This is a genomic window from Maribellus sediminis (genome assembly GCF_011799805.1).
GTDB classification, from domain to species: domain Bacteria; phylum Bacteroidota; class Bacteroidia; order Bacteroidales; family Prolixibacteraceae; genus Draconibacterium; species Draconibacterium sediminis_A.
Genome location: NZ_WXUB01000002.1, coordinates 192,494 through 210,016 on the forward strand (window position 1 = coordinate 192,494; position 17,523 = coordinate 210,016).

10 protein-coding genes are annotated in these 17,523 nt (G+C 43.0%); all 10 read left to right on the forward strand.

Annotated elements, in window-relative coordinates; translation table 11 throughout:
* Window positions 1-3 precede the first annotated feature (3 nt).
* Window positions 4-1,185, forward strand: a complete 1,182-nt coding sequence (locus HFD85_RS07535) for a four-carbon acid sugar kinase family protein (protein WP_167607171.1) — start codon at window positions 4-6, stop codon at window positions 1,183-1,185.
* Window positions 1,185-2,753, forward strand: a complete 1,569-nt coding sequence (locus tag HFD85_RS07540; protein ID WP_167607174.1) for a sodium:solute symporter family protein — start codon at window positions 1,185-1,187, stop codon at window positions 2,751-2,753. The genes HFD85_RS07535 and HFD85_RS07540 overlap by 1 nt, the downstream gene beginning before the upstream one ends.
* Window positions 2,754-2,801: 48 nt before the next feature.
* Window positions 2,802-3,824, forward strand: a complete 1,023-nt coding sequence (locus tag HFD85_RS07545) for a T9SS type A sorting domain-containing protein (RefSeq protein ID WP_167607176.1) — start codon at window positions 2,802-2,804, stop codon at window positions 3,822-3,824.
* A gap of 9 nt (window positions 3,825-3,833) precedes the next feature.
* A complete protein-coding gene (locus tag HFD85_RS07550) occupies window positions 3,834-4,874 on the forward strand; it encodes a T9SS type A sorting domain-containing protein (protein ID WP_167607179.1) in 1,041 nt (346 codons plus the stop codon).
* Between the two features lie 56 nt (window positions 4,875-4,930).
* Window positions 4,931-8,161, forward strand: coding sequence for a SusC/RagA family TonB-linked outer membrane protein (locus HFD85_RS07555; protein WP_167607181.1), 3,231 nt, complete (start codon window positions 4,931-4,933; stop codon window positions 8,159-8,161).
* 45 nt (window positions 8,162-8,206) lie between these two features.
* Complete coding sequence (locus tag HFD85_RS07560; RefSeq protein WP_167607184.1) at window positions 8,207-10,051, forward strand: RagB/SusD family nutrient uptake outer membrane protein; 1,845 nt, start codon at window positions 8,207-8,209, stop codon at window positions 10,049-10,051.
* A 26-nt stretch (window positions 10,052-10,077) separates the two neighbouring features.
* A complete protein-coding gene (locus tag HFD85_RS07565) occupies window positions 10,078-11,871 on the forward strand; it encodes a T9SS type A sorting domain-containing protein (protein WP_167607188.1) in 1,794 nt (597 codons plus the stop codon).
* Between the two features lie 106 nt (window positions 11,872-11,977).
* The gene (locus HFD85_RS07570) at window positions 11,978-13,663 is read left to right on the forward strand and encodes a pectate lyase family protein (protein WP_167607191.1); all 1,686 of its coding nucleotides are present in this window, start codon (window positions 11,978-11,980) and stop codon (window positions 13,661-13,663) included.
* A gap of 49 nt (window positions 13,664-13,712) precedes the next feature.
* Window positions 13,713-14,378, forward strand: a complete 666-nt coding sequence (locus HFD85_RS07575) for a DUF3826 domain-containing protein (protein WP_167607194.1) — start codon at window positions 13,713-13,715, stop codon at window positions 14,376-14,378.
* Window positions 14,375-17,521 (forward strand): DUF6298 domain-containing protein, encoded by a 3,147-nt coding sequence (locus tag HFD85_RS07580; protein WP_167607197.1) that lies wholly within the window; start codon window positions 14,375-14,377, stop codon window positions 17,519-17,521. Before HFD85_RS07575 ends, HFD85_RS07580 begins: the two co-directional genes overlap by 4 nt.
* Window positions 17,522-17,523: the final 2 nt, after the last annotated feature.

The following is a 17,523-nucleotide window of genomic DNA, read 5'->3' on the forward strand; positions in this document are numbered from 1 at the left end:
TAAATGATTGCAATAATTGCAGATGATTTTACAGGAGCCGCCGAGATTGGAGGGGTTGGATTAAAGTACGGGCTCAATGTGGTCATCGAAACTAAGTTTGAAAACAACGTTTCGGTTGATCTTTGGATTATTGCTGCAGATACCCGCTCACTTTCTGCGAAAGAAGCCTCAAAAGAAATCGAAAAGATTACCACCCAGTTACAGGTAAAAAATCCAAAATACATATTTAAAAAGCTGGATTCGGTTTTGCGGGGCAATATTGCTATCGAGATCGAAGCACAATTAAAGGCAATGGGTAAGAGTCGGGCTATTTTAATAGCAGGAAATCCTTCATTCGGAAGAACAATAGAAAATGGCAAGTACCTCGTGGATAATATTCTACTTGAAAATACTTCATTCTCTGAGGATCCAGATTTTCCATTACAATCTTCCAATGTTTTAGATATTGTCAAGTCGACCGATATAAGCGTTTACTCCATACCTGTGAATTCAGAATTACCTGAGAAAGGCATAATTATTGGTGATGTAAAGAACCAGGAAGAAATGGAATATTGGGCGGATCAACTCGATGAAAATACAATGGTGGCAGGCGGGGCCGGTTTTTTCGATGTTTTATTGAGTAAAAATCACCACGAAAATATAAGTGATTGTCGGGGCTGTCTCGAACTTGGCAATAAAACACTGTTCATTTTTGGTAGCAAATTTCCCAAAGATCAAAACCTGCCGATGGGGATTAAGAAAGAAGAAACCGTGAGGCTGAACATGCCCGATGAAATATACGGAAACCGGGATTTTAGTCCGGAGCTTATACTGGTTTGGGCCAATCAGATTGTTGCTGAGCTCGAAGGCGGAAAGAAGGTGATAGTTACTATTGAGCAGGATTATAGTAATGAAGATCGTCTGTCGGCCAGAATTCGTAAAAATATTGCCGAGATGGTAAAAACAGTTGCTGAAACTACCGAACTTACCGATTTGCTTATGGAAGGAGGGGCAACTACTTCGGAAATTTTGAGGACACTTGAAATTGTAAAGCTTTTCCCTACGAAATTATTATACCCGGGAATCATACAGCTTTCAACCAGCAAGTATCCGGGGCTTACGATCACCACAAAACCCGGGAGTTACCCCTGGCCCGATAATGTAATGCTAAATTTAACCGATAACGAAGAACTTGAACAAACCTGATGAACAATACATCAATACATATCATCGACTGGATCATTATCATTGCCACTTTTGTCCTCACAATAGGAGTAGGATTATACTTTTCGAAACGGCAAAAAGATACTGGCAATTATTTTAAGGCGGGTGGAAAAATTCCATCGTGGGCGATTGGAATGTCAATTTTAGCAACATTGATCAGCGCCGTTACTTTTCTGGCTTATCCGGGTGAAGGTTATTCATCTAATTGGATTCGTTTAGTTCAGGGACTGATGGTACCGCTTGTGCTGGTGTTTATTGTTGGTATTATTGTGCCTCTTTTCCGAAAAGTGATCCGATTGAGTGCCTATGAATATTTCGAACGACGATTTGGATTTTTTGCCCGTTTGTACGCTTCACTTGGATTTGTCCTCAATCATTTTGCAAAAATGGGGACGGTTTTTTATCTGGTTGCAGTTACTTTGAACGGGATGACCGGTATAAATACGGTTGTTATAATATTGGTGATTGGAGTAATTGTGGTACTCATCACCATGATAGGAGGAATGGAGGCTGTTATATGGCTCGACGTGATACAGGGATTTTTATTGATAGTTGGAGGTTTAATCTCGCTTGGGATTTTGCTTTTCTCTGTTGACGGAGGACCATCGGCAATTTGGAATGTAGCTATGGAAAACGGGCGAATCGGATTTGGTCCGTTCGACTTTGAATTTGTGCGGCTGACATTCTGGGTAATGGCACTTAACGGAATCTTTTATGCCATCCAAAAATACGGAACCGACCAAACAATTGTTCAGCGCTACCTTGCTGCAAAAAACGATAAGGAAGCAGTAAAAGCTTCGTTGATTGGCGTGTTGTTGAGTGTTCCGGTTTGGGCTTTATTCATGTTTATTGGTACGGCGCTATTTAGTTATTATAAAATTATGGGTGGCTTACCCGACGATATTATCGGCGATCAGGTCTTTCCGCATTTTATTATGTCGAATCTACCAGTTGGAGTAGTAGGATTGATCTTGTCAGCGCTTATCGCGGCTGCATTTTCCAGTCTCGATTCCGATCTTAACTGTCTGTCAGCAATTTGTCTCGAGGATTATTACCTGAGATGGAAACCGGAGACTCCGGAAGCGAAACAATTAGTATTAAGTCGCTTATTTACCTTGTTTGCTGGTGTTGGTGCCATTGCTGTTGCCCTGTTCTATGTGGCTGCCGGAGGACAAGGAGTGCTGGGAATCATTTTTACCCTGTACGCCATTTTCTCGGGCGGAATTGCAGGTATGTTTCTCCTCGGCATTTTTAGTAGAAAAGCCGGGAAGAAAGGTATTTATGCGGGAATCGCAGCCAGTATATTATTTACACTTTATGCCTTGTTATCATCAACACCAATGGGTCTTGGCGAAAATAAAATTTTGTTGCTCGACCTCGGTAGGCTAAATTTTCATCAACATAAATATATGATTGGAGTTTACAGTCATATTGTACTGATGATAGTAGGGATTGTTACAAGTTACCTTGTTAACGAAAAGCCGGTGGATGACAGCCTTACGTATTATGGCTGGTTAAAGTTAAAACGGGCAGATAAGAGAACTGAATAGAAAAAAACGCGTAGATAAACAATCAATAACTAATTAAAATATAAGACTATGAAAGAAAAGATTTTTACTTTAATTATCGCTTTAGTTGTTGGTATTGGTATTTCAGCCAATGCTCAGCTCAATATGGGTACCGGAGTTCCTTGGGGAAGTCTGGGGGCAGGAGAACCACTTGTTTTGAACGAAGACTTTAGCGGATTCACCTTTTATCATTCGGATAGTACTACCGATATGGGAAACAGTAATAACTATTACGATACTGATGGTACAACCGTTATATACGGTTATAAAAATGACACAACGGAGACACCCATTCTCGGTTCTACATCCGGTAAGATTAAATACTATTTCGACCAGTGTGCTTTTGCACCAGAATGGAAGACTGCCTGGGCTTTTAAAGATGGTGGCGGCCAAACAGCTAACGTTAGCAATGGTTTTGTTGAGATAAGCAGGGATTACGGTGCATCGGGTGAATACCTGCCAACAGTGCGTGGTAGCTTTGTTGTTGATTTGAGAGAATTGGAATTTGTTGAAGTAATTCAATGGACGCATTCGAGTTGTGGAGGAAACAAGCGTGGCGTAATGCTCGAATTCTCGTTGGATGACGGAAACTCGTGGGATACCTTGAGGTATCAACCTGCAGGGGGACTTTGGGGATATAGTTTTACCAAAGATGTAATGACGCTTGAAAAAACTTCCAACGGTTATAACTGCCAGCCGTCTGCCTATGGAATGACGTGGGAAGATGGCATCTATGCTGAGAATGTGATGCTGCGTTTTGGTGAGGCTGGAGGTCAGGTTCCTCGTATTCACGACTTAAAAGTATATGGTACGTACACACCACCTACATCAGTTAATGTAGTAGATAAAGAGGAGTTGAAAATCTATAGCTTCAACAAAAAAATTCGAATTTCAGAACCTGCTGATGTACGTGTTTATTCCATTATGGGAAATTTGATTAAACACGCTGTTAACACCAATTCCATCCAAATGAATGATGTGCCCAATGGTATCTACCTGGTAAAGGCAAAAAATCTTAATAGTGAGGCCGTTTCGAAAGTATTAATACGATAAATAGAAAATATGAAAGCAAAGATTTTTACGTTAATGATTGCTTTAATAACTGGAATTGGTTTTTCAGCTAATGCACAGAATTTTGGGACTGGTGTTCCATGGGGGACAAACGGATTGGGAGGAAGTCCGCTGGTATTAAATGAGGATTTTAGTGGCTTCCCATTTTTTCATACCGATGAAAATCCAGGCCAGGGGAACAGTGAAAACAGCCTTGATGGTGAGACTGTAATTTATGGGTATAAAGATACAACTTCAGAAGTCCCCATATTAGGATCTGCTTCAGGGAAGATAAGCTACACATTTCGTCAATGCGCTTTTGCACCCGAATGGACAGTTTCTGCAGTACCTGAAACAGGTGGTTCGCAAACTCTAAATGTTAGTAACGGTTTTGTTGAAATAAGCCGTTTCGATACAGTTTACTCCGAGGTACCTACTGCCGAAGGATATTTCATTGTGGATTTACGTCAACTGGAATTTGTGGAAGGTATTCAGTGGACCCATTCAAGTACCGGAGGAAATAAACGTGGAGTAATGTGTGAAATTAGTTTTGATGACGGGACAACATGGGATACCTTGCGATACCAACCAGCTGGAAATTTATGGGGCTACAGTTTTACCAAAGATTTTTCAATGGGAGATCCGGCACCAAAAACATACAATACCTTCAATTGCCAGCCTTCAGCTAATGGGATGACTTGGGAAGAACTTATTCTTGCAGAGAATGTAATGCTGCGTTTTATTGATGCCAGGCCCCTGGAAGGTTTAAGTGGAACCATTCAAACTGCCCGTATTCACGATTTGAAAGTTTATGCCGATTTGCCTACTTCAGCGAACATTATCGAACAGGATGAATTGAAAATTTACACGGCAAATAAAACTATTCATATTTCCGAACAGGCAAAAGTAGCAGTATACAATATTTCAGGAGCCCTGGTACGCCAAGCTAATTTCACCAACACAGTTTCGATGAACGACATGCCAAACGGAATTTATTTGGTAAAAGCCCAGACCGAAAAATTAATCAGAACTGCAAAAGTTATCGTACACTAATCAGCTATAAATATTGCTGATTGATATAAACCAATAACATGATAAATCTATAGGCAATGAGTAAAAACAGAACGAATCAAATCACGAAACAAATTTCGGGAACAATTCCCCAAAGGGTCATTGTCCTGATAGCTTTTATTGTGCAGTTGTTTGCCGTTTCAGTGGCGTTCGGGCAGAACCAAATTATGGTTAGCGGTAAGGTTACCGACAATAATGGCGAACCAATGGTGGGTGTAAACATCATTGTAAAAAACACGCTAAAAGGAACAGTAAGCGATATTGATGGAAACTACACTTTGTCGGTTGCTTCAACCGATACCTTGCAGGTTTCCTTTATTGGTTTCGTTCAGCAGTTTGTACCTGTAAAAGGGCGAACCTCAATAGATATTGCGCTGGAAGAGGCAACAACTGACCTCGATGAAGTTGTTGTAGTGGGGTATGGCGAAGTTAAACGGGCCAACCTGTTAGGATCTATCTCCAGTATTTCTGCTGATGAAATCGAGGATATTCCTGCTGTGAGTATGACCAACCTTTTAGAAGGACGAATGGCAGGTGTATCTGTTTCTCCAGCGCAACCAACTGGTAACCCGGGTGCTTCAACAAGGGTAACCATTCGAACTGAGACAACTTTTGGTAACTCGGGAGAAGGAGCAAAAGATCCTTCTCCGCTATATATCGTTGACGGTTTCGAGGTTTCACAGGAAGAATTTGATATTCTAGACCCTTCTGAGATTGAAAGTTATTCGGTGCTGAAAGATGCTTCGGCCTCGGTCTATGGTAGTAAAGGAGCCAATGGTGTAATCCTTGTTAAAACAAAGCGTGGAAAAGAAGGTAAACTTCGTGTAAGTTATTCAGGGAGTGTGGGAGTCAGCGATGCAACCACTCAAACCGAAATGTTAAGTGCTTACGATCACGCGCGTATGATCAATGCACGCTATCGCGACGATACTACAGCACTAATCAGTTCTGCGGAAATGGCTGATATGAAGAATCAGAATTTTCAGTGGTTGGATGAAGCCTGGCAAAAATCCATGGTTACACGTCATACCGTTAATATTTCAGGGGGTAGCAAAGCTGTAAAATATTTTGCCGGAGGTACCTACATGTACACCGAAGGTAACTTTCCCGAAATGGGAGTTGGTAAATTTTCTTATCGTCTTGGAATTGACGCCAATATTACCGATCAATTAAAGGCTTCGGCAACTATTTCAATCGATAGCCGCGATTTCAAGCGTCCGTACATTTCCGGTGTTGGGTCAAATACCCTCGAAGACCTGTTTCAGCAGTTGTTGCAGGCACCAAAATGGACTCCGGCGTACATCGACGGTTACCCGGTTTCTAACAACCTTGACTTTAATCCTCTGTACTTGTTTGAGACCAACAGTTACAAACAGTCAGTTGATAAAGGACATACACTTAATTTAAATTTATCGTACGATTTCGAAAGGGTAAAAGGCTTAAGAGCTTCAGTTAGGTATAGCCGAAGAGAGGGACACAGTTATGCAAAAGATTACCTCGTTCCCTATACACTTTATCAATTCAAACCACTTGGAAACGGGTATAAATATATATTGAGTAATGAAATTGAAGAGGTAGTTACCATACAAAACAATAACCGGATATCGGAAACATACGGATACAACGAAAATTACCAGTTGAATGCCAGCTTAAATTATACCCGTACTTTTGGAAAGCACGATGTGGCTGCATTTTTTACGTACGAGCAGTCTGAAGGCAGGTCAAACGATTTTAGGGCAGTTGGTGAAAATATTGAAGTCTTTGGTCTGGAAAATCAAAATGCTTTTCAAACCAAAACTACTAGTGGTGGAATGTACGAAAGTGGAGATATTGGAGCTGTATTTCGTTTGAATTATTCGTACGCTAACAAATACCTGTTCGAATCAGCCACGCGTTACGAAACCACAACCAAATTTGCGCCCGGAGAAAGGGAAGGAATTTTCCCGTCCGGATCAGTGGGTTGGGTGATCTCTGAAGAAAATTTTATGAAAGATAATGTTAGTGCCATCAACTTTATGAAATTAAGATTCTCCATAGGTTTGACTGGCTATGCTTCGGTTTCTCCGTACGAATATGAATTGCAATATGCATTGAAAACCAGCAACGATCGTTACCTGTTCGGAGGTGATTCACCGGTTGGAGGTATTGGCATTGGAGGAAAAACCGATGTGGTAAGTTCCGGTGTAAGTTGGGAGAAATCATTGATGCACAACCTTGGGCTCGACATGAAATTCTTTAACAATAAGCTAGGACTCTCATTCGATGCCTACTATACTTATCAGTACGATATCCTTGACAAACGTACGGTAGAATTCCCCGAGACTGCCGGATTAGGTGTGATGCCGGGGGAAAACCTTGGCCGTCTCGAAGCCTGGGGGTACGACATGTCGATCAATTACCACGGAAGGATTACAGATGACATTTATTTTGATATAACCGGAATTTTCAACTATGGTACAAACCGTATTATCGAACGTCCAACTGAGTATATTCCCGATGATTTCAGGTATCCGATCGGTCAAAGTACAATGGCGGCTGGACGTGAAGAAGGATTTATTTCTAACGGAATCATTCGCACCCAGGAACAACTTGATGCTTTAAATGCACAATGGCAGCAATTGTGGGGTCACGATTACATGATTGAGGGTCGACCTGTAAGTTTGGGAGCCCTGATTTTTGAAGATATTGGTCGTCCGGGTAACACCGGCGCCGGTGAGCCAAGAACCGTTTTCGAACCAGATGGTGTAATTAACGAATACGACAAAAAATATGTTGAACGTGTGGGCGATGAATTAAGCTGGAAACACATGCTGCCAACCAGCATCAATATTGGTGGAGGATGGAAAGATCTGAAAATTACAACGCTGTGGACCATGGAATACGGTATTCGCAACCAGGCCGTCGATAAACTGGCAAGGACAGTACCTACAACCAGTGAAAACTCGCCGGCTTTCTGGAGCGATTTTTGGACTCCGGAAACTCCCAATGCAGCTTACCCAAGTCCATATTATGCAAGTTCCGACCAATGGGTGTCAACTTTCTGGATGAAAGATGTTTACCAGTTAAGGTTGAGGACCTTGAACATTTCTTACAGCATTCCAAAAGAACTGTCGAAAAAATGGGGTGTTCCCGAATTGCGCGTCTACTTTGTAGGAACCAACTTATGGTCACCCATTCAGACGTTTGATTATAAGGAAGATGCGATCGCAAGGTACAACACCTATCCTCTGCTTAAAACTTTTAGTTTTGGCTTAAGCTTTAAAATATAGAAAGTAAAAGGAAAGTAATTAAAGAACATTTTAAAATTGAAAAAGATGAAAATCAAAATACAACATACGAATTCACTTCCTTTGGCTTTAGTTATTCTGGTTTTAATGCTGGTATTTCCGTCATGTCAGGATGTGTTAGATAAAAGAGACCTTAACGTTCTAAGCGAGGAGATTTGGAACGACGAGGATCAGGCAACATTGTACGTTAATAACTTGTATAACGATAACATGCCAAAAACTTATTTTGGCACCAACAGTCAATTAAGCGACGAAACCTATTCAGCTGATCTTCAATATGGTGACTTGTTATACGGATTCAAAACTCCAAGTGATATCAACTCAGTTACCGTAATGCACAAAGATAAATATGCGCTGATTCGCAGAATCAATATTGCACTAGAAGGTTTGGATGGATCGAACCTCAGTACTGAGGTGAAAGCACCTCTTCGCGGTCAGGCTTTGTTTTTCAGAGCATGGCGAAACTGGGAAATGGTACGTTTATATGGCGGCATTCCAATTATTAATACAGTTCAGGATCCTTATACCGAGGATTTGAACGTAGCAAGGAGCACAACTGCTGCTTCAATTGATGCTATTGTTGCTGATTTAGACGAAGCAATAACTTTGTTGCCCACCGACTGGACTTTCGATAACGATAAAGGCCGGATTACCCGTGGTGCAGCTGCAGCCTTTAAAGGCCGGATTCTGCTGAACTGGGCAAGTCCGTTATTCAATAGAAATAACGTTCAGAGTCGCTGGCAAAGAGCTTATAATGCCAACCTGGAGGCTCTGAGTATTTTAGCTCAACAGAATATTCCAGGTGCATTGTACCCCGATTATTCCGGAATTTTTACTTCTGATGTTACCTCAAATCCTGAGGCGATTATTTACCGTCGTTTTAGTTTGAGTGCAGGAACGGCTTACACGCAAGGGTGGGAAAACAGTGTGCGTCCTCCTTCAGGTGGTGGAAATGGCGGATACACCCCAACCTGGCAGTTGATTGAAGCTTTCCCGATGGCGAACGGTAAACTCACCCACGAAGAAGGTTCAGGATACGATTCGACATATTTCTGGCAAAATCGTGATCCACGCTTATATGCTACCATCGCTTATAATGGAGACCAATGGGAAATGAGTGGCCGCGACCAGGTAAATGTATGGACATTCAGAAACACCAAAGAACTAAACCGTGTACCAAGTTCGGGCTTTTACAATAAGAAGGCGACTGATCCAACAATCGCTCGCGAAGATATCAATCAGACCAGCACATCCTGGATTGAACTGAGATATGCCGAAGTGTTACTGAATTTTGCCGAATGTGCCAACGAATTGGGAAAAACAGCCGAGGCGCTCGAAAAAGTAAGAGCTATTCGAGAGCGCGCTGGCATCGAAGCCGCTGACGGAAGTTACGGTATCGATAATTCAGTTTCAAAAGAGGTGCTAAGGCAAATTATTATGATAGAAAGACAAGTGGAATTTGCTTTCGAAAATAAACGCTACTGGGATATTCGCCGTAGATTGATGTTCCGTGAGGACCTTGGCGAGTATGTGAAAAAGCTTAACGGTACAATGAGAACGGGATTTACCTATCGTACCATTGGTGCCTGGGGTCGTGAAATAACCGACGAATCGTCGCCTTATTACGGACAGTTACGTATTGATGAGGCATTGGCCAAAGGTGATCTCAATCTGGATGATATTGAAAGTTCGGGTAAGTATTTTTCACAAACCGAGAAAGTGCTTGACGTTTACTTGGGAAGCAATCAAACCATAAATTACCTGGAACTCTACGACTTTTTTGCCATACCGACATCCATGATAGAAAAAAGTCCTGCCGTAGAACAGACAGCAGGATGGCTGAACGGTACATTTGATCCGCTGGCTGAATAAATATTTATTTAAAAGATAGTAAAGCAATGAATTGGATGTATCGGTTTTTGGGAGCAAGTTTATTATTGGTTACCGTCTTGTTTACTTCGGCTCAGCAAGTCGCTTTCCCGGGCGCCGAAGGATATGGACGTTTTGCATCCGGAGGCCGTGGAAATGGCTCCACCGGCCGCGTTGTTGAAGTAACCAATCTTGAGGATGATCTCACTAATCCACCGGAAGGAAGTTTAAGGTGGGCTTTTAAACAGGCAATAGAAATAGTGCAGAATCCGATATTGGGGCCAATTGAAACTCCAATGCCGCTTACAATTGTATTTCGGGTTGGGGGTGTTATCAATTTGAAAGGAGAATTACGCGTACAACGAAACAATATGACCATTGCGGGACAAACAGCTCCGAGCGATGGGATTTGTATACGTGGAGCGACGGTTAATTTTTCGGGCTCAAAAAATGTAATTGTCCGATATATGCGTTTTCGCCCTGGCGACGAACTGGGAGAAGAAACATCTGCTTTCAGAATCGAAAACGGTGAAAATTTCATTATTGATCATTGCTCAATGAGTTGGGCAATTGAAGAAACTACGCACTTTTCGAGTAATAAAAACACAAGTGTTCAGTGGTGTATCATCAGCGAATCGCTTTACAATTCCGTCCATAAAAAGGGAGAACGGGGTTATGCCACACAGTGGGGAGGAGAATATGCCAGTTATCATCATAACCTGTTAGCACATCATAATTCACGCATGCCACGCATCAATGGTTCAAATAAAAACGATATAGAAGCACTGGTAGATTACCGCAACAATGTGAATTACAACTGGGGCAGTACGGGCGCTTTTTATGGCGGCGAATGGGAGGAAACAAACGGTCAGGGATTTTGCCATACCAATGTAGTGAACAACTACTTCATTCCCGGACCGGCTACACCTTCGTCACCAATTTTTGCTCGCCCTTCTTATAAACGTTCCGCCACGCAGGTGGATGGTTATGCAGCCTGGTATTTCAACGGAAACGTGATGGAAGGAAACAGCAATATGACAAGTGATAACTGGCTTGGTGTTGATGGCTCAAACATTCCGGGAGGAAAAGACAGTATACACAGCGAATTTGAATTCGTAAAATCCGATGGCGTGTTGGAAGATTATGAGGCGTACACCGAATCAGCCGAAAATGCACTGGAATCGGTGTTGAAATCGGTTGGTGCCATTCTTCCTCAGCGCGATACCATCGATGCCCGGGTTATTGCCGAATTAAAAGGCGAAATTCCGGTGGTGAGGTATAAACACATCACTGACGATAATCAGATCACACCTAAAAAAGGTACTTCATCGGGCATAATCGATACACAAGCAAATCTGGTACCTGAAGATCAGCAAGACTCGGTAAGTGCCTGGGATGTCTATTCCGAATCATCCGATGCTCCTGTAGATACCGATCACGATGGAATGCCGGATATATGGGAAATGGAAAATGGACTAAATCCTGAAGACATTACGGATGGAAGGTTAATTGCCGAGAACGGATATAGTAATCTGGAGAATTATTTGAATGGTCTGACCTTGACAGTCGAGATAAATGATATTTATGAAAATTCAGGCTTAATAATCTTCCCCAATCCCGCGGCGGACGTCATTCAATTGAGCTCTGACAAAATCATTCAAAAGATCGAGATTTACGCTTTGAATGGCAGCTTGATAAAGTTGGTTGACCAAAGCAGCGGTATTACTGAGATTAATGTACAAGCTATTCCTGCCGGGATGTATGTTTTAAAAGCGAAAACAACCAATAAACAGGAATACATTCGGAAACTGATAAGAAAGTAATTAGAGTTAAAAAATTTGATCTGGCTTGATTCAGATTGAACACAGTTGAGGAAACAAATTTAGTGAGAACAGAGATATTTGGCTTAATAGAGAAGAAGATAGTATTATGAAGGTATTAAGATTAATTGCAACAATCGCAATCGTAAGTTTAACAACACAAGTAACATTTGCACAGTATCCGAACATTCCGGATTCGGTGAAACACGCAGAAGCCGAATTGATGCAAAAAGCGGAGGCACATTCCAACATGATGTGGGAAAAAGCGATTCCGGCCATCGAAAAGGAAGCCGCCGAGGGCAAACCTTATGTGCCATGGGCCAAACGTCCGACTGATTTACCTCAGGCCAGTATTCCGGCTTTCCCCGGAGCTGAAGGCGGAGGTATGTATACCTTTGGTGGTCGTGGCGGACAGGTAATTACCGTTACCAATCTTAATGATGACGGCCCCGGAAGTTTTCGCGAAGCCTGCGAAACAGGAGGTTCCAGAATCATTGTTTTCAATGTTTCAGGTATTATTCGTCTGAAATCGCCGCTGATTATACGTGCACCATACGTAACCATTGCAGGGCAAACTGCACCAGGAAACGGTGTCTGTATTGCCGGCGAAACTGTTTGGATCAACACCCACGATGTAATTATTCGCCATATGCGTTTCCGTAGAGGGGAAACCTGGGTAGGCCGTCGCGACGATGCAATTGGTGGCAACCCAATCGGTAATATCATGCTCGATCACATTTCAGCCAGCTGGGGACTCGATGAAAACATGTCGATCTATCGTCATATGTATTTAACCGATCCGCGAAAACCAGAAGAAAAACTGGGTACCGTAAATATTACCATTCAGAATTCAATTTTTTCGGAAGGTCTTGATACCTGGAACCACGCTTTCGGAAGTACCATCGGTGGCGAAAACTGTTCGTTTATGCGTAACCTGTGGGCCAATAATACCGGACGAAATCCTTCTATTGGCTGGAACGGCGTTTTCAATTTTGCCAATAACGTAATGTTTAACTGGGTACACCGCTCGGTTGACGGTGGCGATCAGACTGCGCGTTACAACATCATAAACAATTATTATAAACCTGGCCCGCTTACACCGAAAGACAGTCCGGTGGGACATCGAATACTGAAACCTGAATCGCGTTTTACAATGAACGGCCGCAAAGTGTACGGTTTGGTTTATGTGAACGGAAACGTAGTTGAAGGCAACGAAAAAGTGACCAAAAACAATTGGGATGGCGGTGTTCAGATTGAAGACATGGAAGATGCCGGTGAGTTTACTCCTTATATCAAGTGGGATAAACCACACCCAATGCCTTACATGACCATTACTTCTGCAAAGGATGCTTTCGATTTTGTGCTGAAAAATGCAGGAGCAACATTTCCGCAACGCGATGCTGTCGATCAGCGAATTACCCGTGTGGTTAAAACCGGAAAACCAGAATACGTTGAAAATGTAGATCTCTCGGATGTTCCAAAATTCAAGTATAGAAGATTACCCGAAGATTCCTACAAAAATGGTATCATCACCGATATCCGTCAGGTTGGTGGTTATCCTGAATACAAGGGAACTCCTTATATTGATATCGATAAGGACGGAATGCCCGATGAGTGGGAAAAGAAATATGGGCTGAATCCAAACGATGCTTCCGATGCCAATGGCGACCTTAGTGGTGACGGATACACCAACATCGAAAAATACATCAATGGTATTGATCCTACTAAAAAAGTGGACTGGACCGATTTGAAAAACAATACGGATACTTTGGCCAAAAAGGGAGGAGTTCGATAGATTGACACGAGATTGTTAGACTTGGTATTGAGGCAAGGAGGATTTGAATATGAAGATTAAACATACAATACTGTTTTTAGGAATTCTGCTGACAAGTTTTTCCCTTTCAGCACAACAAGAAGTTGAATCACCGCAGGATGAGTATACCAAGGTGATCACTGGTCGTGCCGACAAAATCGTCGACGGAATGGAGTTTGCAGATCAGGCTGTTAAAATCCAGGTGCGCGATATCATTGTTGAACACTATCGTTTTCTGAATGATGCTGAAGAAGCACGGAATGCCGATGTTGCTAAAATCCGCGAAGAATACGCCGATCAAAAAGAATTGCGCGACGCAAAAATCGATCTTCGGAAAGCTGAGCAGGAGCTCAAAATCAGAGATCATCATTTTTCATTTTGTTCGCAACTTAAAAATCTTATTTCCGAAGAGCAGATTGATCAGGTAAAAGACGGATTGACCTACAACGTTTTAAATGTAACTTACGCAGCCACATTGGATATGATTCCCACTTTAACGGATGAGGAGAAAGCGCAGATAAAAGTCTGGCTCACCGAAGCCCGCGAACATGCCATCGACGGTGGTTCTTCGAAAGAAAAACACGGGTGGTTTGGTAAATACAAAGGACGAATTAACAACTACCTCTCGGCAAGAGGTTACGATTTACAGGCCGAGCGAAAAGCCTGGGAAGAACGTTTGAAAGAAGAGAAAAAGTGACAGGTCACATTTATAAAGAAGGTAAAGTAAAGCGGCAGCACATGATTCATGTGTTGCTCGCTTTTATTATGTTTGTTTCCTTTTTATCGAATGCACAAGAAGCACAACTTCCATTATTGCGCTGGGAAAAAGGACAACTTGCATACCGTGCCGACAGTCTGGGCAATCAAATTCCTGATTATTCCTGGTGCGGTTACCGTGCTTCTAACGAGGCCATTCCAACAGTTCCGGTCAAAGTTGTAATTCCGGCAACTTCCGGCGATGTAACTTCCGATCTCCAAAAAGCTATCGATTATGTTTCAGCTTTGCCGCTTGATAAGAACGGTTTTCGTGGTGCCATACTTTTGGAAAAAGGCACCTTTAAAGTCAGCGGTCGTTTTACGCTCACCACTTCAGGAATTGTAATTCGGGGTAGTGGTGCTGAAACGGTTATAAAAGCCACTGGCACCGATCGGTCAACCTTATTGCGCGTGGCCGGACAAAACAATATTCAACTTGAAAATACGGTTGCAATAGTTGCTGATTATATTCCTGTTGGTTCAACCGAAATTTCGGTCGAAAATGTTTCAGCATTTAAAGCAGGACAGAATATAATCATTGAGCGGCCTTGTACCCAGGAATGGATCGACGAATTGGGGATGAAAGATTATGGTGGCGAAACCGGTTGGTTAGGCTGGAAACCCGGTCAGCGTGTAGTTCGCTGGGAGCGTACCATTGAGAATATACAGGGAAATAAGCTAATTATTGATGCCCCACTGACTACAGCCATCGATAAGAAATTTGGTGGGGGAGAAGTCCACGCATTTTCGTGGCTTGGAAGAATTTCCAACATTGGTATTGAAAACTTATCACTTGAATCGGAATTCAATGCCGAAAATCTGAAGGATGAAAACCATTGCTGGTTTGCAGTAACCATGGAAAACGTTGAAAATGCATGGGTGCGACAGGTTCAGTTTAAACATTTTGCGGGTTCGGCAGTGGCACTTTACGAAACAGCCGGGAAAATTACGGTGGAAGATTGTATTGCTACCGAACCGGTTTCTGAGATTGCAGGCTGGCGCCGAAATACTTTCTTTACAATGGGACAGCAAACGCTTTTCCTGCGTTGTTATTCCGAAAATGGCCGGCACGATTTTACCACCGGTTTTATGGCTGCAGGTCCAAATGCATTTGTTCAATGCGAGGCCATGAATCCGTACGGTTTAAGCGGCGGACTAGATAGCTGGGCGTCAGGAACGCTGTTCGACATCGTGAGCATCGACGGACAAACGCTAAGTTTTAAAAATCGTGGTCAGGATGATCACGGTGTTGGCTGGTCGGCAGCCAATTCCATGTTTTGGCAGTGTTCGGCTGCCCGCATCGAATGTTTTGCTCCACCAACTGCTCAAAATTGGGCTTATGGTGCGTGGTCGCAATTTGCCGGCAACGGACTGTGGTACGAAGCCAACAGCCACATCAATCCGCGCAGTTTGTTTTTTGCACAACTTGCAGCCCGACAAAAAAAGAATTTAAAAGAATTTCACGAGGAGGTACTACCTTTTGAGGGTGAATCAACCTCAAGTCCTACCATTGAACAGGCAACTGTTTTCACTGCTCAATCAACAGCACCTCCGGTTCAGTTAAAAGATTATATTTTGAGTGCTGCAAAGAGAAATCCGATCTCGCTTGAAATGGTTGGTGCCGTAAAAGTGAAAACTATCGCTTCAATAACGATGGAGAAATCACTTCCGGGCAATCCTATAATTTTTAAAAATGGCTGGTTGACATACAATAACCATGTTGTATTCGGAAGAAGATTGAATGTACCGTGGTGGCGCGGCGATGCACGACCTTACGAGGTTCCAAAATCTCAACCGGCGATCACGCGGTTTGTCCCCGGCAGAGTTGGCCTTGGTTACACCGATGATCTCCAACAGGTGGTTGATACCTTGGATCAGTTTGGAGTGGTGGCTGTCGATCATAATTACGGCTTGTGGTACGATCGCCGACGCGATGATCATGAACGCGTAAAACGCCTCGACGGAGAAGTTTGGGCACCGTTTTACGAGCAACCATTTTCGCGCAGCGGACAGGGAGAAGCCTGGGATCGACTCAGCAAATACGACCTGACCAAACCCGATCCGTTTTATTGGGGCCGATTGCGGCAGTTTGCCGATCTGGCGGCACAACAAGGAAAAATGTTGATCCATCAGAATTATTTTCAGCACAATATTTTGGAAGCAGGAGCACACTGGGCTGACTCACCCTGGCGTCCTGCCAACAACATCAACAACACCGGTTTCCCCGAACCGCCGCCATATGCTGGAGACAAACGAATTTACCTGGCCGAACAATTCTACGATATCAATTATCCGGTTCGCCGCGAATTGCACCGGCAGTTTATTCGCCAGTGTCTCGACAATTTTAAAGGACAGTCGAATGTTATCCAGAGCATCAGTGCCGAATTTACCGGCCCGCTACATTTTGTTGAATTCTGGCTCGACGTAATTGCCGAATGGGAAAAGGAAACAGGTGAGCAGCAGTTGATAGCTTTGAGCACTACAAAAGATGTTCAGGATGCTATTTTGGCCGATCCGGTACGTTCAAAACTTATCGATATTATCGACATCCGTTACTGGGCTTATCGGCCCGATGGAACAGTGTATGCACCGCCGGGTGGGGCAAATCTCGCACCCCGTCAACATGCCCGACAGGTAAAACCGGGGAAACGGTCATTTGAAAGTGTTTATCGTGCCGTTGCCGAATACCGGACGAAATTTCCTGAAAAAGCAGTCATTTACTCCGAAGGAAATTACACCGATTTTGGCTGGGCAATTTTGATGGGAGGCGGGTCGATGCCGGTCTTGTCGCCACAAACAAATAAGGAACTGTTAGAAGCCGCAGTAACCATGCTTCCGTTCGACACTGGAAATGAATATAGCTATGGACTGCAAAATCATGAAATGGGAATGATTCTCTACAGTAAGGCTGGGGAGAATGTTTCGGTTGACCTAAGTGATTTCAAAGGAAAATATACCGTTCGTTTTGTTCAGCCTGAAAATGGTAATGAACTTGGACAAACACAAGAACTAAAAGGAGGTTCGAAACAACAGATCGAATTACCCGAAAATAAAAAACAAATAATCTGGATTCAAAAGAAATAGAC

Coding starts and splice junctions, on each gene's coding strand:
- HFD85_RS07535 (WP_167607171.1), top strand. CDS start 4: ATGATTGCAATAATTGCAGATGATTTTACAGGAGCCGCCGAGATTGGA.
- HFD85_RS07540 (WP_167607174.1), top strand. CDS start 1,185: ATGAACAATACATCAATACATATCATCGACTGGATCATTATCATTGCC.
- HFD85_RS07545 (WP_167607176.1), top strand. CDS start 2,802: ATGAAAGAAAAGATTTTTACTTTAATTATCGCTTTAGTTGTTGGTATT.
- HFD85_RS07550 (WP_167607179.1), top strand. CDS start 3,834: ATGAAAGCAAAGATTTTTACGTTAATGATTGCTTTAATAACTGGAATT.
- HFD85_RS07555 (WP_167607181.1), top strand. CDS start 4,931: ATGAGTAAAAACAGAACGAATCAAATCACGAAACAAATTTCGGGAACA.
- HFD85_RS07560 (WP_167607184.1), top strand. CDS start 8,207: ATGAAAATCAAAATACAACATACGAATTCACTTCCTTTGGCTTTAGTT.
- HFD85_RS07565 (WP_167607188.1), top strand. CDS start 10,078: ATGAATTGGATGTATCGGTTTTTGGGAGCAAGTTTATTATTGGTTACC.
- HFD85_RS07570 (WP_167607191.1), top strand. CDS start 11,978: ATGAAGGTATTAAGATTAATTGCAACAATCGCAATCGTAAGTTTAACA.
- HFD85_RS07575 (WP_167607194.1), top strand. CDS start 13,713: ATGAAGATTAAACATACAATACTGTTTTTAGGAATTCTGCTGACAAGT.